The organism is Arthrobacter sp. AD-310, from assembly GCF_054656615.1.
Window position 1 is genome coordinate 85,019 of sequence record NZ_BAAHNO010000009.1, and the last position, 17,756, is coordinate 102,774.

13 protein-coding genes are annotated in these 17,756 nt (G+C 66.9%); 4 read left to right on the forward strand and 9 right to left on the reverse strand.

Features of this window, described 5'->3' with window-relative positions; genetic code table 11:
• Positions 1–70: 70 nt before the first annotated feature.
• Positions 71–988, forward strand: a complete 918-nt coding sequence (locus tag ACYQ1Z_RS06135) for a DUF559 domain-containing protein (RefSeq protein ID WP_459791615.1) — start codon at positions 71–73, stop codon at positions 986–988.
• Between the two features lie 155 nt (positions 989–1,143).
• On the opposite strand, the gene ACYQ1Z_RS06140 is transcribed toward ACYQ1Z_RS06135, so the two are convergent.
• From ACYQ1Z_RS06140 to glmS, 8 genes are all read right to left on the reverse strand, one after another.
• Positions 1,144–2,229: an inositol-3-phosphate synthase gene (locus ACYQ1Z_RS06140; protein WP_459791616.1), complete on the reverse strand. Its 1,086-nt coding sequence runs from the start codon at positions 2,227–2,229 to the stop codon at positions 1,144–1,146.
• A 157-nt stretch (positions 2,230–2,386) separates the two neighbouring features.
• Complete coding sequence (gene mgrA, locus ACYQ1Z_RS06145) at positions 2,387–3,427, reverse strand: L-glyceraldehyde 3-phosphate reductase (RefSeq protein WP_459791617.1); 1,041 nt, start codon at positions 3,425–3,427, stop codon at positions 2,387–2,389.
• Between the two features lie 104 nt (positions 3,428–3,531).
• Complete coding sequence (gene treZ, locus ACYQ1Z_RS06150; RefSeq protein ID WP_459791618.1) at positions 3,532–5,301, reverse strand: malto-oligosyltrehalose trehalohydrolase; 1,770 nt, start codon at positions 5,299–5,301, stop codon at positions 3,532–3,534.
• The gene (gene treY / locus ACYQ1Z_RS06155; RefSeq protein ID WP_459791619.1) at positions 5,298–7,628 is read right to left on the reverse strand and encodes a malto-oligosyltrehalose synthase; all 2,331 of its coding nucleotides are present in this window, start codon (positions 7,626–7,628) and stop codon (positions 5,298–5,300) included. Before treY ends, treZ begins: the two co-directional genes overlap by 4 nt.
• Positions 7,625–9,880, reverse strand: a complete 2,256-nt coding sequence (gene glgX, locus ACYQ1Z_RS06160; protein WP_459791620.1) for a glycogen debranching protein GlgX — start codon at positions 9,878–9,880, stop codon at positions 7,625–7,627. Before glgX ends, treY begins: the two co-directional genes overlap by 4 nt.
• A gap of 89 nt (positions 9,881–9,969) precedes the next feature.
• Positions 9,970–11,529 carry an NAD(P)H-hydrate dehydratase gene (locus tag ACYQ1Z_RS06165; RefSeq protein WP_459791621.1) on the reverse strand — a complete coding sequence of 520 codons (1,560 nt, stop codon included), beginning with the start codon at positions 11,527–11,529 and terminating at the stop codon, positions 9,970–9,972.
• Positions 11,530–11,551: 22 nt separating this feature from the next.
• Positions 11,552–11,899: a holo-ACP synthase gene (locus ACYQ1Z_RS06170; protein WP_138136235.1), complete on the reverse strand. Its 348-nt coding sequence runs from the start codon at positions 11,897–11,899 to the stop codon at positions 11,552–11,554.
• A 107-nt stretch (positions 11,900–12,006) separates the two neighbouring features.
• Entirely contained in the window at positions 12,007–13,899 is a 1,893-nt protein-coding gene (gene glmS, locus ACYQ1Z_RS06175) for a glutamine--fructose-6-phosphate transaminase (isomerizing) (protein WP_459791622.1), read from the reverse strand.
• A 141-nt stretch (positions 13,900–14,040) separates the two neighbouring features.
• Between glmS and coaA the strand changes: the two genes are divergently transcribed.
• The 3 genes from coaA to mscL are packed head-to-tail and all read left to right on the forward strand — an operon-like array spanning position 14,041 to position 16,315.
• A complete protein-coding gene (gene coaA / locus ACYQ1Z_RS06180) occupies positions 14,041–15,006 on the forward strand; it encodes a type I pantothenate kinase (RefSeq protein WP_459791623.1) in 966 nt (321 codons plus the stop codon).
• 5 nt (positions 15,007–15,011) lie between these two features.
• Positions 15,012–15,887, forward strand: a complete 876-nt coding sequence (locus ACYQ1Z_RS06185; protein ID WP_459791624.1) for a M15 family metallopeptidase — start codon at positions 15,012–15,014, stop codon at positions 15,885–15,887.
• Between the two features lie 23 nt (positions 15,888–15,910).
• Positions 15,911–16,315, forward strand: coding sequence for a large conductance mechanosensitive channel protein MscL (gene mscL / locus ACYQ1Z_RS06190; protein ID WP_459791625.1), 405 nt, complete (start codon positions 15,911–15,913; stop codon positions 16,313–16,315).
• 70 nt (positions 16,316–16,385) lie between these two features.
• Here mscL and glmM read toward each other — a convergent pair whose 3' ends face one another.
• The gene (gene glmM, locus ACYQ1Z_RS06195) at positions 16,386–17,747 is read right to left on the reverse strand and encodes a phosphoglucosamine mutase (protein ID WP_459791626.1); all 1,362 of its coding nucleotides are present in this window, start codon (positions 17,745–17,747) and stop codon (positions 16,386–16,388) included.
• Positions 17,748–17,756: the final 9 nt, after the last annotated feature.

Here is a 17,756-nt window from a genome sequence, read left to right on the forward strand (position 1 = left end):
AAAGTGATAGAGCAACGAGGGGTGTGGATAACTTCAGCAGCGTCTTCCGGGGCCGGTAAGAATGTTGCCCATGCGATCAGTCGAACCGCTGCCGGCCCACCTGGCATCTGTTCCGTTTACAGTCCAAGAGGCGAAAGCGGCGGGCCTCAGCAGCGGACGCCTCCGGTCATCCGATCTGGCCTCCGCGGGTCGGCTCTTGTACCTGCCGTCGGGTTGGGAATACGAACTCCCAGGATTGGCCCGCGCGTTGTCCGCGGCGACGCCCGGGGCATGGGTTTCGCATCTGACGGCGGCAGTACTTTTGGGTCTGTGGCTCCCGTCCTGGTTCCAGGACTGCAGGGAGCTGCACCTGAGCAAACCAAAGTCTCTGCCGCCGGTCAGGCGCGACGGCGTGGTGGGTCATACCGTTCTCGCGTTCGACGAAGAGATCATGATTCATGAGGGCATCCGGATGTCCACTCCTGCCCGGACGTGGCTGGACCTTGCCCGGCTAGTTCCCCTGGAAGATCTGGTGGCGGTTGGCGACCAGTTGGTCCGGCAGCCCAGACCCGGCTTGGAGGTGCGGGCGCAACCTTGGTCAACTGTTTCCGGGCTTAAACAGATGGTGGCCAGGCATCCCAAGATGCAGGGCATTGTGAAGGCGCGCGCCGCCGTCGACCTTATCCGCCCGGGCGCAGACTCCGCACCCGAAACGTTTCTGCGACTGGCCCTCACCGCAGCGGGGCTCCCCGAGCCGGAGCTGCAGGTTCAGGTTAGCCCGGGAAATCCGTTCTCTCCTGCGGCCGATCTGGGCTACCGCCGGCAGCGGATCGCCATCCAGTACGACGGCGGCCATCACCTGACGAGGGAACAGCAGACCAGAGACAATCGGCGGGACGCCTACTTCCACGCGGCAGGCTGGCGCTACTTCAAATTCAACGCGGACGACCTCGCCCAGGACTTCCGGCGCGCGGTCCGGCAGGTCGCAGCTGCCCTCCGGAGACCCTAATCCCCCACTTGCTCTATCACTTTTGGTTGCTAACCCGGAGTTTTAGGGACCAAAAGTGATAGCGCAACGAGGTTAAACGCGTGTTGCCCTATCACTTCTGGTCGCTAAACCGGACGTTTAGGGACCAGAAGTGATAGGGCAACCGGCAGGAGGGGTTAGCGCTCGAGGTCGCCGCGGATGAAGGCCTCGACCTTTTCGCGGGCGAGGTCGTCGTTGAACTGCTCCGGCGGGGACTTCATGAAGTAGCTCGATGCGGAGAGCAGGGGGCCACCGATGCCGCGGTCCAGGCCGATCTTGGCGGCGCGGATGGCGTCGATGATGACGCCGGCGGAGTTCGGGGAGTCCCAGACTTCCAGCTTGTATTCCAGCGAGACGGGGGCGTCGCCGAAGTTGCGGCCCTCGAGGCGGACGAAGGCCCACTTGCGGTCGTCGAGCCACTGGACGTAGTCGGACGGGCCGATGTGGACGTCCTTGGCAGCCAGTTCGGCTTCAACGTTGGAGGTCACGGCCTGGGTCTTGGAGATCTTCTTGGACTCCAGGCGGTCGCGCTCCAGCATGTTCTTGAAGTCCATGTTGCCGCCGACGTTCAGCTGGTACGTGCGGTCCAGGGTGACACCGCGGTCTTCGAACAGCTTGGCCATGACGCGGTGCGTGATGGTGGCGCCGATCTGGCTCTTGATGTCGTCGCCCACGATCGGGACACCGGCAGCGGTGAACTTGTCAGCCCACTCCTTGGTGCCGGCGATGAAGACCGGCAGGGCGTTGACGAAGGCGACGCCGGCGTCGATGGCAGCCTGGGCGTAGAACTCTGCGGCTTCCTGGGAACCGACGGGCAGGTAGCAGACCATGACGTCGACCTTGGCGTCCTTGAGCGCCTGGACTACGTCAACAGGCTCTTCCGTGGACTGCTCGATGGTCTCGAGGTAGTAGCGGCCGAGGCCGTCGAGGGTGTGCCCGCGCTGGACGGTGACCCCGGTGGGCGGGACGTCGGCGATCTTGATGGTGTTGTTTTCGCTGGCCGTGATGGCGTCGGCGAGGTCGTGGCCGACCTTCTTGCCGTCGACATCGAACGCGGCGACGAACTCGACGTCGCGTACGTGGTACGGGCCGAACTCAACATGCATGAGGCCCGGAATGGTGGCCTGGGGGTCGGCGTCCTTGTAGTAGTGGACGCCCTGGACCAGCGATGCGGCGCAGTTGCCTACGCCGACGATGGCAACACGGATCGGATGTGAAGACACGGAACTCCTTTGAGGACAAACATCAGCCGGCCGGTGGTGCGGCAGGGAGTGCGGTGGCGGCTGGCTGGCACGGCGCCGCGCGGCGCCTCTTCATAGTACCCAACAGAGCGGGGCCGGGTATTGTTCCGCCGGCCCCGCTCCGTAATCAGGGGAATTCTCAGACGGGCTGTTTCCACAGGTTAATGTCCGATTCCACCGCGAACTCGTCGATGGCGGTCAGTTCATCGGGGGTGAAATCCAGGTTGTTGATTGCGGCAAGGGAGTCCTCCAGCTGCCGGACGCTGGATGCGCCGATCAGTGCGGAAGTGACCGGCGGCCCCTTGGGCTGGTCACGGAGGACCCACGCGATGGCCATCTGTGCCAGCGACTGCCCGCGGCCTTCCGCGATCGCGTGCAGCCCGCGGATGCGGTCCAGCTTCTCATCAGTGATCAGGCCCTGGTCCAGCGATTTGTGCTGCGCGGCCCGGGAATCGTCGGGAATGCCGTTGAGGTAGCGGTTGGTGAGCATGCCCTGCGCCAGCGGTGAGAAGGCGATGGAGCCCGCACCCACCTGGTCCAGGGCCTCGTAGAGGTTGGGTGATCCGTCTTCCGTCCAGCGGTTGAGCATGGAGTAGCTGGGCTGGTGGATCAGCAGCGGCGTCCCGAGGTCCTTGAGGATCCTTGCGGCCTCGAGGGTCTGCTCCGGCGTGTAGGAGGAGATGCCGGCGTAAAGGGCCTTGCCGGAGCGCACGGCATAGTCCAGGGCGCCCATGGTTTCTTCCAGGGGCGTTTCGGGATCCGGCCGGTGGCTGTAGAAGATATCCACGTAGTCCAGGCCCATCCGCTGCAGCGACTGGTCCAGGCTGGAAATCAGGTACTTGCGGGAACCCCACTCGCCGAACGGGCCAGGCCACATGTAGTACCCGGCCTTGGTGGAGATGACGAGCTCGTCGCGGTACGGCTTGAAGTCGTCACGCAGGTGTCTGCCAAAGTTGGTTTCGGCCGATCCGGCGGGCGGGCCGTAGTTGTTGGCAAGGTCGAAGTGGTTAACGCCGAGATCGAAGGCGCGGCGGAGGATGTCGCGCTGCTCGTCGAAGCGCTTATCGTCGCCGAAGTTGTGCCACAGGCCCAGCGAGATGGCCGGAAGCTTCAGTCCGCTGCGGCCGACGCGGCGGTAGGGCATGGAATCGTAGCGGTCCTCCGCTGCTGAATAGGTCATGGGTTCCATCCTGCCAGCTGTGACGGGCGCTACATTACAACGTAGGAAAAATTACGCCGCGGGCTGACAGTTGCAGCCCGCGGCGTAACGTGGATGGTGCATTCTCAGGACTTGACGATGGCCGCGCTCCAGGGAGCCAGGGCGAGGGTTTCGCCTTCCAGGCCGGTCCCCTCATCCGTGGAAAGCAGGACGGAACCGGGCACAGCATCCAGCCGGACTTTCGCGCCGGAGAAATTCAGGAGTACCTCAACGCTCCCCCGCCGGAACCGCAGCCAGCGCTCGTCGTCGTCGAACCTTACCTCTGTCTCCCTAAACCCAAGACCGGCCAGTTCGGGATGCTCGCGGCGCAGGGCCGTCAGAGACCGGTACAGCTCCAGGAGCCGGGCGTGGTCTCCGGTGGACGCCTCGTCCCAGTTAAGCCTGGACCTGCGGAAGGTTTCCGGGTCCTGGGGGTCGGGCACGACGGCGGGATCCCACCCCATGCGTTCGAACTCCTTGATGCGCCCTTCCGCGGTGGCCTTGCCGAGCTCGGGTTCGGGGTGGGAGGTGAAGAACTGCCATGGCGTGCTGGCGGCGAACTCCTCCCCCATGAACAGCATCGGCGTGAACGGCGAGGTGAGGGTCAGGACCGCAGCGACGGCCAGCTGCCCGTGGGACAGCGACTGGGAGAGCCTGTCGCCTGTGGCACGGTTGCCGATCTGGTCGTGGTTCTGGTTGCACACCACCAGCGCGGCCGGGTGGACCAGCGAGGTGTTGATGGGCCGGCCGTGGTGGCGGCCGCGGAAGCTGGAATAGCTGCCGTCGTGCAGGAACCCGTCCCTGAGGACCTTCGCCAGGACGGCCAGGGTCTGGAAGTCCTCATAGTACCCGGTGGTCTCACCGCTGACATTGACATGGACGGCGTGGTGGAAGTCATCGCTCCACTGCCCTGCCAGCCCGTAGCCGTTGGCGTCCCGCGGATACAGCAGACGCGGGTTGTTCAGGTCCGACTCCGCGATGAGCGTCCTGGGCAGCCCGGTCTCGGCAGAAACCGCGTCACCCAGGGCACCGAGCTCCTCGAGGATGTGCACAGCCCGTTCGTCCCGCAGCGCGTGTACGGCGTCGAGGCGCAGGCCGTCCACGTGGTAGTCCCGCAGCCAGAGCGCCGCGTTGTCCAGGATGTACTCGCGGACCACGTCCGAGCCGGGGCCGTCCAGGTTGACGGAGTCGCCCCATGTGTTGGCGTCGCCCTGTTTCAGGTACGGCCCGAACCTGGGCAGGTAGTTGCCGCTGGGCCCCAGGTGGTTGTAGACAACGTCCTGGATGACGCCCAAACCGGCGGCGTGTGCGGCGTCAACGAACCGCTGGTAAGCGGCAGGCCCACCGTAGCCTTCGTGGACCGCGTACCACTGGACGCCGTCGTAACCCCAGTTGTGGGTACCGTTGAACCCGTTAACGGGCAGCAGCTCGACGAAGTCGACCCCCAGGCCGGCCAGGTACCCCAGCTTTTCCGCCGCTGCGTCCAGCGTGCCCTCCGGGGTGAAGGTGCCCACATGGAGCTCGTAGATGACCGCGCCCTTGAGTTCCTTGCCCTTCCACCCTGAGTCCTGCCAGTCATGGGCAGCGGTATCAAACGTCCGGGACAGCTCGTGGACACCGTCCGGCAGGCGCCGGGACCGCGGGTCAGGCAGCGGGTGGCGGTCGCCGTCGAGCAGGTAGCCGTAGTCCACCTCGCCCTCCGCCGGAGCGTCCGGGGCCGTCCACCACCCCTCCGCGCCTGGTTGGGCCTGCTTCTGCTGCATGGGGTACTGCCGTCCGTCCGCCAGCAGGGTCACGGACGTGGCGTCCGGTGCCCACACATCAAAGCGCCCGGAACCACGATTGGCCAAGGTCATGCGTTTTCTCCATCCACCGGTACCAGCAAGGCCACCGGGTAGGTACCCAGCACGTCCGCCACCAAAACGCCGCCCGGACCGTAGCTGGCGCCGGTGAGCTCGTCGCGCATGGGGGCGGGCAGTTCGACGGCGGTGTCCCGCCATCCGCCGGCTGCTTCCAGTCCGGCGGGGAGCCGGGTGGCAAGGGTAAGGGCGCCCGGGGCACCGTCCCCTGCGCCGCGGTTGAACGCCAGCAGGTGGGCTGATGCGGCGTCGACGGCCGTCACGGCGCTATAGCCCTGGAACAGTTCCGGCCTGTCGCGGCGGAGGCGGAGGGCGCGGGAAGTGACCAGCAGTTTGCTGGCCTCCGTACCCGACTCAGGCAAGGTGCCGGCGTCGATCGTCTCCAGTTCCTGCTGCCGCAGCTTGAAGTCCACCGGCCGGCGGTTGTCGGGGTCGGTGAGCGACCGTTCCCAGAACTCGCTCCCCTGGTAGACGTCCGGGACGCCGGGCATGGTCAGCTGGACCAGCTTGGCTGACAGCGAGTTGGAGGCGGCGTAGGCGTCGATGCGTGCGACGAAGTCCTCCACCACCTTGGTGACGCGGGGGTCGTCGAACGCCGCGTCAACCGCCGCCGCCACGGCCGACTCGAACTCCTCGTTAGGCTCCGTCCAGGTAGTTGAGTTGCCGGCTTCCCGGGCCGCCTTGGAAGCGTAGCCCTGCAGCCGTTCCCGGCTGGCGGGCCAGGCGCCCACAACGGCCTGCCACAACAGGTTCTCGTAGGGGCCGTCCGGTATGGGTGCCAGCCCCCGCAGTTCTCCCAATGTGTCAGTCCACTCCTGGGGAAGCTCGGCGATCACGGAAATCCGGGCCCGCGCGTCCTCGCTGCGCTTGGTGTCGTGCGTGGACATGGTGGTCATGGACAGCGGCAGGTCCTGCTGACGACGCCGCATCCGCTGGTGGAACTCGTCCGGGGACACAGCGAATTCGGTGGGTTCGGCACCCACCTCGGTCAGCGTGCCCAACCGGGTGTACCGGTAGAACGCGGTGTCCTCCACGCCCTTGGCCATGACCATGCCGGAGGTCTGCTGGAACCGGATGGCGATGGGGTTTGCCGGGTCGAGCAGCAGCGGCAGGAGGGTCCCGACGGCGACGGCGAGGTCCGGCCGGTGTTCGGCAGCGGATTCGCAGGCTTCCTTGAGGACCTCGGCGCCGGTGGGCAGGTAGGTCCGGTAGACGGGGAAGGAGGCGATGATCTCCGCGAGCGCGTCGGCGGCGACCTCGAGGTCCAGCCCGTGGGATTCGGGGACCAGGCGCGCCAGGCGCAGGACCTCGGATCGGAGGATACCGTCGGCGATCATGCGCTTGGTGCCGCGGATCATGTCCGCGTAGTCCGCGGGACCGGAGGTACCGCGGAGGGAGGCGTCCAGCTTGTCCAGGGTGGCCTGCCCGGCAGGGTCCACGAACACCCGGTCCACGTCCGCCAGGGCGTCGTAGCCGGTGGTGCCCTCACAGGCAAAATCCCCGGGCAGCACCTCGCCCGGCTCCAGGATCTTCTCCACCAGCACATAGGCTCCGTTGGTCAGGTCCTTGAGCCAGCGGAGGTAGCCGGCGGGATCAGCCAGGCCGTCCGGGTGGTCCACGCGGAGCCCGTCCACCAGGCCTTCCCGGAACCAGCGGCCGATCTCGGCGTGGGCTTCCTCGAAGACCTGCGGCAATTCGACACGGATCCCGGCGAGGGTGGTGACGGCGAAGAAGCGCCGGTAGTTGAGCTCCGCGTCGGCCCGGCGCCAGCCCATCAGCTGGTAGTGCTGCCGGCTGTGGACCTCCTGCGGAGAGTCCCCCTCGGAGAAGGTGCCGGCGGCGATGGGAAAGCGGTGGTCGTAGTACCGCAGCTCACCGTCCTCGATGGCCAGCTTGTCCAGGTCGTCATCGGAGCCCAGCATGGGCAGCCGGATTTTGCCGCCGCCCAGGTCCCAGTCGACGTCGAACGCTTCGGCGTAGGGCGAGCCGCGCCCTTCCTTCAGCAGCGACCACCACCATGGGTTCTGCACCGGGGTGGCCACGCCCACGTGGTTGGGGACGATGTCCACCAGCACGCCCATCCCGTGGTCGCGGGCGGCACGGGACAGCGCCACGAGCCCTTCCGGTCCGCCGCGCTCGGGGTCAACGGCGGACGGGTCGGTCACGTCGTAGCCGTGGTCCGAGCCCTGCTCCGCCGTGAGGATGGGTGAGAGGTACACCCAGTCCACGCCCAGCGACTTCAGGTACGGCACCTGTTCGGCAGCGTCGAAAAGGGTGAACCCGCGGCGGATCTGCAGCCGGTAGGTGGATGCCGGAGCCCTCACTTCTTTTGGTCCTTCCGGGCCCCGATCTTCGTGGTCTTGCCGGGCTCGGCCACCACGGGGGTGCTGATGGACTCCGCCTCGCTGGTGGTCGCCTGGGTCAGCGCGGCGAGGGAGGCGGCCACGGAGTGGTCCGGTTCCACTTCTTCGACGGTGTGGGCCCGCAGGACCACCAGGGACTTTGCCTCCACGGGCAGCGGCTCGCCGGCATTGACGGGCTCGGTGTCGGCGTTCTGCCCGGCGGTGTCGATGATGACATCCCAGGCGGGGGCATACTCGTCGGTCGGGAGTGTGAACTTAACGGTGTCGTCGTGGGCGTTGAAGTACAGCAGGAAGTTCACGTCGGTGATCCTGCGGCCGCGGCTGTCCTTGCCCTGGATCCCGTCGCCGTTGAGGAACACGCCAACGGAGCGGCCGAACCCGTTGTCCCAGGCTTCGGGCAGCATGGTTTCGCCGGAGGGGTCCAGCCAGACGATGTCCGGCAGCCGCTCGCCCTCGCCCCGCCGGACCGGCCGTCCGTCGAAGAACCGGCTGCGGCGGAAGGTGGGGTGTTTGGCGCGGAGGGCGTTGACAGCGGCGGTGAACTCGACCAGCGGCTGGTCAATGGCGTCCCAGTTGATCCAGGTCAGTTCGGAATCCTGGCAGTAGCCGTTGTTGTTGCCCTGCTGCGTGCGCCCCATCTCGTCACCGTGCAGGATCATGGGCACGCCCTGCGACAGGAGCAGTGAAGCGATGAAGTTCCGCTGCTGGCGGGCCCGCAGGGCGAGCACGTCGGGATCGTCCGTGGGGCCCTCCACGCCGCAGTTCCAAGACCGGTTGTGGGATTCGCCGTCGTTGTTGCCCTCGCCGTTGGCCTCGTTGTGCTTCTCGTTGTAGGACACCAGGTCCGCCAGGGTGAAGCCGTCGTGCGCGGTGACGAAGTTGATGGACGCCACGGGGCGGCGGCCTGAGTGCTCGTACAGGTCGGCGGAGCCGGTGATGCGGGAGGCGAACTCGCCCAGCGTGGCCGGTTCACCGCGCCAAAAGTCGCGGACAGTATCACGGTACTTCCCGTTCCATTCCGTCCACTGCGGCGGGAAGTTGCCCACCTGGTAGCCGCCGGGCCCAACGTCCCACGGTTCGGCGATGAGCTTGACCTGCGAGACGACCGGGTCCTGCTGGATCAGTTCGAAGAAGGTGGACAGCTTGTCCACGTCGTAGAACTCGCGGGCCAGGGTGGAGGCGAGGTCGAAGCGGAAGCCGTCCACGTGCATCTCCGTGACCCAGTAGCGCAGGGAGTCCATGATGAGCTGCAGGGAGTGCGGGTGCCGGACGTTGAGCGAATTGCCGGTGCCGGTGTAGTCCATGTAGTACTTTTCGTCGCCGTCCACCAGCCGGTAATAGGCGGCGTTGTCGATGCCCTTGAAGGACAGCGTGGGGCCCAGGTGGTTGCCTTCGGCGGTGTGGTTGTAGACCACGTCCAGGATCACTTCAATGCCGGCCTTGTGCAGCGCGCGGACCATCGCCTTGAAGTCCTGGACCTGCTGGCCGGAATCGCCAGTGGAGCTGTAGGTGTTCTGCGGCGCGAAGAAGCCGATGGTGTTGTAGCCCCAGTAGTTGTTCAGGCCCTTGTCCTCGAGCGTGCCGTCGTTGACGAACTGGTGCACGGGCATCAGCTCGATGGCGGTGACACCGAGCTTCTGCAGGTGCGAAATGACGGCCGGGTGCGCCACACCGGCGTACGTGCCGCGCTGTTCCTCCGGGATGTCCGGGTGCAGCTGCGTGAGTCCCTTGACATGTGCTTCGTAGATGACGGACTGGTGGTAGGGGATCCGCAGTTGCTGGTCGCCCTCCCAGTCGAAGAACGGGTTAATCACCACGCCCTTCATCATGTGCTTGGCGGAATCGTGGTTGTTGACGGTGTCCTCTTCGCCCAGGTTGTAAGTGAACAGGGCGGGATCCCAGTCGATCTGCCCGTGGACAGCTTTGGCGTAGGGGTCAAGCAGCAGCTTGTTGGGGTTGAAGCGGTTGCCGGACGCGGGATCGTAGGGGCCATGGACGCGGTAGCCGTACTTCTGGCCCGGCTGGATCTGCGGGATGTAGCAGTGCCACACGTACCCGTCCACTTCGTCCAGCGTGATGCGGGTTTCCTTGCCGTCGTCGTCGAAGAGGCACAGTTCCACTTTTTCGGCGCGTTCGCTGAACAGGGCAAAGTTGGTGCCGGTTCCGTTGTACGTGGCGCCCAGGGGATAAGCCGATCCAGGCCAGACTTCCATAATGCTCCTCATCGTTGGTCGGCAGCGGTTTGATACCGCTCCCCGCTGCCGGTGCGAACTATGCCTACCGTAGCGGGTGGCTGTGACTATTACGTTTCCGGCCACCCGTGATTGCTAAGCATGCTGACTTTACCCCAGACCTCTGGTATTGCGTCGGCAATTACGCCAGCAGTGATCGGGCCGCCGGCCCGGAGGCCCGACGCCCACCTCCCGGCCTTCCCGTGCAAGGCCGCTCCCAGCGCGGCGATGGCAGCCCAGCGGCCGTCTTGGCCGGAGTGCAGGAAGTGGAAGCGCCCGACGTCGTCCCCCGCCTGGGCCAGCAGCGCGCCGATAACGCCGGCCAGGACGTCCCCGCTGCCGGCGGTTGCGAGCCACGGCGTCCCGTCGGCCTGGCTGTAGACGTCGCCGGAGGGAGCGGCCACGAGGGTGGTGGCACCTTTGAGCAGGACCGTGGCACCGGTCCGGGCGGCAGCGCTCCGGGCGGCGGCGAGGGTTGCCGCTTCCACGCCGTTCCGCTCCTCCGCTCTCCCGAGCCGTTGGAGGAGCGTAGCCAGTTCCCCGGCGTGCGGGGTCAGGACAACGTGCGGGCCGAGCCGGTCAGGAAGTGCCGGCAGCGCACCGGCGTCGGCGACGGTGGGCAGTCCGGAGTCAATGGCGTCCCGCGCCCGTTCCAACTGGTCGTGGTTGTCCGGCCCCATCCCCGAGCCCACGAGCCAAGCCTGGACCCGGTTCTCCGCCACCGGACCGGTGCTGCAGACCACCTCGGGGCAGGACTGCCGGACAAGGTCTGCGACCTCGGGCGGGCCCAGGTACCGGACCATGCCCACACCTGCGGCAAGGGCGCCCCGGCAGGCCAGGACGGCAGCACCGGGGTATTCCGGGGAGCCGGCCACCACGCCCAGCACGCCGCGGGAGTATTTGTGCGCCCGGCGGGCAGGAAGCGGCAGGAGCGCGGCCATGTCCCGTTCCTCCAGGCGCCGCAGTCCCGGTGGCGGGAAGTTGTCCTCGATGCCGATGGGGACCACCTGGACGCGGCCCGCGTAGTCGGCTCCGGGATCGGCGAGCAGGCCGCTTTTGGCAGCGCCGAAGGTGACGGTCAGGTCCGCGGGAAGCACCGGCCCGGCGGCTTCGCCCGTGTCCGCGTCAATGCCGCTGGGCAGGTCACAGGCGACGACCAGCGGCTGCCCGCCGGCCTTTAGAATGGCCTCGACCAGCGCTGCGGCACTTCCCCGCAGCCCGCCTTTTGCCCCTGTTCCCAGCACGGCGTCAATTACGACGTCGGCGCCCGCGGCTTCCGCGCCGAGCCCGCCGAGTGCCGCTTCGGTGAGGTTCTCCACCCGGCCGCCGGCACGTTCAAAGGCTGCCCGGGCCTGCGGGTGCGCCGCCCCCGAGGTGAGCACCGCCGTCGTACGCATCCCCCGGGCGGCGAGGAATGCGGCGGCATACAGGCCGTCACCGCCGTTGTTGCCCTTGCCGGTGAGGACCAGCACGCGGCACCCGTAGAGGCGCCGCCCGCGGGACCTCAGCTCCGTGACAATTGCACCGGCCAGGCCGTGGGCTGCGCGCTGCATCAGGGCGTCACCGAACCCGGTAGCCAGGAGCGGTTCCTCGGCAGTGCGGACCTGCGTTCCTGTGTAGGCGCTGATCATGTCAGTCCCGGGGCGGCCGGGATCAGCCCTCGGCCAGGACCGTGGCGGTGGCGATGCCGCCGTCGTGGCTGATGGACAGGTGCCAGCGCTTGACGCCCTTGCTCTCGGCGACTGCCAGGACGGTGCCCTTGACCTGGACGGTGGGGCCGTTCTGGTCAAGGCCGATCCAGCAGTCCTGCCAGTTCATTCCGGCCGGCGCGCCCAGGACCTTGGCCACGGCTTCCTTGGCAGCGAACCGCGCCGCGAGGGACCGGGTGTTCAGTTCACGCTCCGCAGGGACGAACAACCGGTCCCTCAGGCCCGGGGTGCGCTCAAGCTGGCGGCCGAACCGCTCGATGTCTACAACGTCTACGCCTATGCCAACGATCATGGCACTACTCTACGGTGGCGCTCCGACACTTCAGGGCACCGCGCGCCCGCAGGGAGGTTAAACGGGAAACCCCGGGCTGGTAGGCCCGGGGTTCCAACTGCGGAGGGTTATTCGACGGTGACGCTCTTGGCGAGGTTGCGGGGCTGGTCCACGTCGTAGCCCTTGGCCGCGGCGAGTTCGGCGGCGAAGATCTGCAGCGGGACGGTGGTCAGCAGCGGCATCAACAGCGTCGGGGTCTCGGGGACGTAGAAGACGTGCTCGGCGTAGGCCTTGACCGCTTCGTCGCCTTCCTCGGCGATGACCAGGGTGCGGGCGCCGCGGGCGCGGACTTCCTGGATGTTGGAGACCACCTTGGCGTGCAGCGAGTCGCGGCCGCGCGGGGACGGGACCACCACGAACACCGGCTGGCCCTCGTCGATCAGCGCGATCGGGCCGTGCTTGAGCTCACCGGCAGCGAAACCCTCGGCGTGGATGTACGCGATCTCCTTGAGCTTCAAAGCGCCCTCAAGCGCCACCGGGTAGCCCACGTGGCGGCCCAGGAACAGCACGGACTTCTCATCCGCCATGGACCGGGCGAGCTCGCGCAGGGGTCCGGCGTTGTCCAGGATGGTCTGGATCTTCTTCGGGATCTTGTTCAGGTCCGCGAGGACGTCCTTGATCTGGCCGGAGAAGATGTTGCCGCGAAGCTGTGCCAGGTACAGCCCGAGCAGGTACGCCGCCGTGATCTGGGCCAGGAACGCCTTGGTGGACGCCACCGCGATCTCCGGGCCGGCGTGCGTGTACAGCACGGCGTCGGATTCACGCGGGATGGTGGAGCCGTTGGTGTTGCAGATCGAGATGGTCTTCGCGCCCTGTTCCCGGGCGTACCGGACGGCCATCAGGGTGTCCATGGTCTCGCCGGACTGGGAGATGGACACCACCAGGGTGTTCTCGTCCAGGATCGGATCCCGGTAGCGGAATTCGTGGGCGAGTTCGACCTCGGTGGGGATCCGGCACCAGTTCTCGATCGCGTACTTGGCCACCGTGCCGGCGTACGCGGCGGTGCCGCAGGCCAGGACAATGATCTTGTTGACCTTCTTCAAAAGCTCCGGATCGATCCGCAGCTCGTCCAGGGTCAGCTTGCCCTTGATGTCCGAACGGCCGAGCAGGGTCTGCGCCACGGCGTCGGGCTGGTCATGGATTTCCTTCTCCATGAACGAGGAGAACCCGCCCTTTTCAGCCGAGGCAGGGTCCCAGTCCACGTGGTATTCCTTGCCGGCGGCCGGGTTGCCATAGAAATCGGTGATCTCCACCGTGTCCGCGGTGATCGTGACGATCTGGTCCTGGCCCAGCTCCACAGCGCGGCGGGTGTAGTCGATGAACCCGGACACGTCAGATCCGAGGAAGTTTTCGCCCTCGCCCAGGCCCACCACCAAAGGTGAGTTGCGGCGGGCGGCAACGACGACGTCGGGCTGGTCAGCGTGCACGGCAAGGAGCGTGAAGGCTCCCTCGAGGCGCTGGCAGGCGAGCTCCATCGCCTTGGTCAGGCCGCCGTTGGACGTGTCCCCGCCCAGCTTGTTCCGGAAGATGTCCGCCAGCAGGGCCGCGGCGACCTCGGTGTCCGTCTCGGACAGGAAGGTCACGCCCTTCTCCAGCAGCTCCACCTTCAGCTCGGCGAAGTTTTCGATAATGCCGTTGTGGATCACGGCAAGCTTGCCGTCATCGGCCAGGTGCGGGTGCGCGTTCCGGTCCGTGGGGCCGCCGTGCGTGGCCCACCGGGTGTGCCCGATACCGGTAACGGTCTCCGGCAGCGGCCGGGCCTCCAGCTCGGCCACCAGGTTGCTCAGCTTGCCCGACTTCTTCCGCGCCTCAATGGACCCCTGGGTCACCACAGCGACACCGGCGGAGTCGTAGCCCCGGTACTCCAGGCGGCGCAGTCCTTCAAGGACAACATCCAACGCGCTGTGACCGGCAATCACGCCGTCAACAGGACGGCCCACATATCCCACGATTCCACACATGGGCTTAAGACTATCGGCTGCGGGCTGCTACCTCTAAACTGTGCAGGGACCGGCCCCGGGAGCCGCCTGTGTTGCGGAGGCCGCCGCGCGCTCAGGGGCCCTGCATTTCGCTATGTGCCGGGCGAGGGGCAGAATCGCTACGTGACTTTGCAACGCAATGAGGCGAACGGAGAGGGTGTTTCCCCGTTCGTGGAGCTTGACCGGCAGACCTGGTCCCGGCTGGCCGACGAGATGGAACAGCCTCTGAATGAAGAGGACATCGACCGTGTCCGTGGCCTGGGCGATCCCCTGGATTTGAACGAGGTCCGGGAGGTCTACCTGCCGCTGTCCCGGCTGCTGCACCTCTATGTTGAGGCTGCCGGGCAGCTGCACGCCGCCACCACAACATTCCTGGGCGAACACACCCAGCGCACCCCGTTTGTGATCGGTGTGGCGGGGTCCGTGGCCGTGGGCAAGTCCACCATTGCGCGTGTGCTCCGGGAAATGCTGCGCCGCTGGCCGGGTACGCCCAATGTTGAGCTGATCACCACCGACGGTTTCCTCTATCCCCTGGCGGAGCTGAAGCGCCGCCAACTGCTGGACCGCAAGGGCTTTCCGGAGTCCTACGACCGCCGTGCGCTGCTCCGGTTTGTGAGCGAAATCAAGAGCGGCGCCGAGGAGGTGCGTGCGCCCTGGTATTCGCACGTCACCTACGACATTGTGCCGGGCAAGGAAGTGGTGGTGCGCCGCCCGGACGTCCTGATTGTGGAGGGCCTGAACGTGCTGGCACCGGCGCGTCCGCGGCATGACGGGCGGCAGGGCCTGGCGCTGAGCGACTTCTTCGACTTCTCCATTTATGTGGACGCCAAGACCTCCTACATCGAGGAGTGGTACGTGGACCGGTTCCGGAAGCTGCGGAGCACCGCGTTCGCCCAGCCCGAGTCCTACTTCCACCGGTACGCCAGCCTCTCCGACGACGAGGCCGAGACCACCGCCCGGGATATCTGGAAGCGGATCAACGAGCCGAACCTGGAGGAGAACGTGCTGCCCACCCGGGGACGGGCGCAGCTGGTGCTGACCAAAGAGGCGGACCACACCATCCGCCGCATGCTGCTCCGGAAGGTGTAGCACAGGTGTGCCACGACTGTTCGGCGGCAGCGGCTCCTCGGGATCCCAGCCGGCGCAGCTTCGCCCGCTTTCTCGCTTTGGGGGCCGGGCTGACTGTACTGAGCGCCTGCACACCGGGGGCACCCGGGGCGGCGGCGCCGTCGTCGGCTGCTCCGTCTGCCGCCCCCTCCCCCGCGGCCGTCACGGCGCAGGCAACCACGACGGCGGAGGCCGCCACGGTGCCGCCGGCGCCTCCTGAGCCGGTACAGTCGCCGTCGCCCTCCGCAGCGCTGCCGCGGCAGTTTTCGCTGACGGACCCGTCGAGCCCGTGGCTGATCGTCAACAAGCGCCGCCCGCTGGTTCCCGCTGCGTACGTGCCGGCGGACCTGGTGCAGCCCGCCGTGACGATGACCGCGTCCGGTGAGTCGGCGCTGCTGAACAGCACGACGGCGGCCGCGGCCGAGGCGATGTTCGACGCCGCCGCGCAGGATGGCGTGGCCATGGTGCTGGCGAGCGGCTACCGCTCCTACACGACGCAGGTGGCGACCTACAACGGATATGTCGCCACGCGGGGCCAGGCCGACGCCGACACGGCCAGCGCCCGGCCGGGCTACTCCGAGCACCAGACGGGGTGGGCGTTCGATATTGCCGACGGCGGCGGGGCATGCGGGTTCCAGCCGTGCTTCGCGGACCAGCCGGCGGCGGTGTGGGCGAAGGCGAACGGGCACCGGTTCGGTTTTGTGGTGCGGTACCCGTGGATGTTCCACCCGGTCACCGGGTACTACTACGAGCCGTGGCACCTGCGCTACGTCGGGGTGGAGGCGGCCACGGACATGTTCACCCGCGGGATCTCCACACTGGAGGAGTACTTCGGTGTGGAGGCGGCGCCGGGGTACCTGTGAGGCGATGGGCTAGCGTGGTGTCCATGCTGACTGGATTTAAGAACTTCATCATGAAGGGCAACGTGGTTGACCTTGCCGTCGCCGTTGTCATCGGCACCGCATTCGGATCGGTGGTGACGGCGCTGGTGAACAAGGTGCTGATGCCGTTTGTTGCCGCCGTTGTGGGGTCGCCGAACTTTGACAGCTTCGCTCGGCTGGACCTGAACGGGAACGCGATTGAGTTTGGTGTCCTGCTGACCGCGATCGTGAACTTCCTGCTGATTTCCGCCGCCATCTACTTTGTGGTGGTCATGCCGATGAACCTGATGATCGAGCGTCGCAACCGCCGGCTGGGGATCGGCCAGGACGTCAAGAAGGAGTCGGCCGAGGATCCGCAGATCGCGCTGCTGACTGAGATCCGGGATGAGCTGCGAAGCCGCGCATCCTGACATTCAACTCTTCAACAGTTGAGGCCCGCTTTCCCTTTTGGGAAGCGGGCCTCATTTGTTTGCTGCGGGCTTATTCGCTGACGAGTTCCAGGGCGAGCTCCGCACGGACCACCTGGGCGAGGTGCTCGGCGGTGGCCTGCGCGGTTTCTTCGTCGGCGGCTTCGACCATGACGCGGACGACGGGTTCGGTGCCGGAGGGGCGGAGCAGCACGCGCCCGGTCTCCCCGAGGGCAGCTTCGGCGGTGGCGACTGCCTGTGCCAGGACGTCGCTGCTGCCGACCTTGCTGCGGTCCACGCCTTTGACGTTGATGAGGACCTGCGGGAGCTTGGTCATGACTGTGGCCAGTTCCTTGAGCGGCTTGCCGGTCAGGGCGACCTGCGCGGCGATCTGGAGTCCGGTGAGGAGTCCGTCGCCGGTGGTGGCGTGGTCAGCGAAGATGACGTGGCCGGACTGCTCACCGCCGAGGCTGAAGCCGCCGTCGCGCATGCTTTCGAGGACGTACCGGTCCCCCACCGCAGTTTCGCGGATGGTGATGCCGGCGTTCCGGAGCGCGATTTTGAGGCCGAGGTTGCTCATGACGGTGGCGACCAGGACGTCGTCCTTCAGCTTGCCGGCGTTCTTGAGCGCGACGGCGAGGATGGCCATGATCTGGTCGCCGTCCACTTCGTTGCCCTCATGGTCGACGGCGAGGCAGCGGTCGGCGTCGCCGTCGTGGGCGATACCCAGGTTGGCGCCGTGCTTGACCACTGCTTCCTTGAGGGGGCCGAGGTGTGTGGAGCCGACGCCGTCGTTGATGTTGAGGCCGTCCGGTTCGGCACCGATGACGATGACGTTTGCACCGGCGTCCTTGAAGACCTGGGGCGAGCAGCCGCTGGCGGCGCCGTGGGCGCAGTCCAGGACCACGGTGAGGCCGTTCAGGTTGTGCGGAAGGGTGCTGAGGAGGTGGACGATGTAGCGGTCCTCGGCGTCGGAGAAGCGCTGGATGCGTCCGACGTCGGCGCCGGTGGGCCGGAGTGCCTCGTTCCTCATCTGGGCCTCGATGGCGTCCTCGACGTCGTCGGGGAGCTTCTGGCCGCCGCGGGCAAAGAACTTGATGCCGTTGTCGGGGGCCGGGTTGTGGGACGCGGAGATCATGACGCCGAAGTCGGCGTCCAGGTCTGCCACCAGGTAGGCCGCGGCGGGGGTTGGGAGGACGCCGGCATCGTAGACGTCGATGCCCGAACTGGAGAGCCCTGCCTCGACCGCGGCGGCGATGAACTCGCCGCTGGCGCGGGGGTCGCGGGCGACCACGGCGCGGGGCCGGGAGCCGTTGGAGTTGCGGTCGTGGCCGAGTACGACGGCGGCCGCCTGGGCCAGCTGCATGGCAAGCTCTGCTGTCAGCAGGCCGTTGGCCAGCCCCCGGACACCGTCAGTTCCAAATAATCTAGACACCGGTCAAGT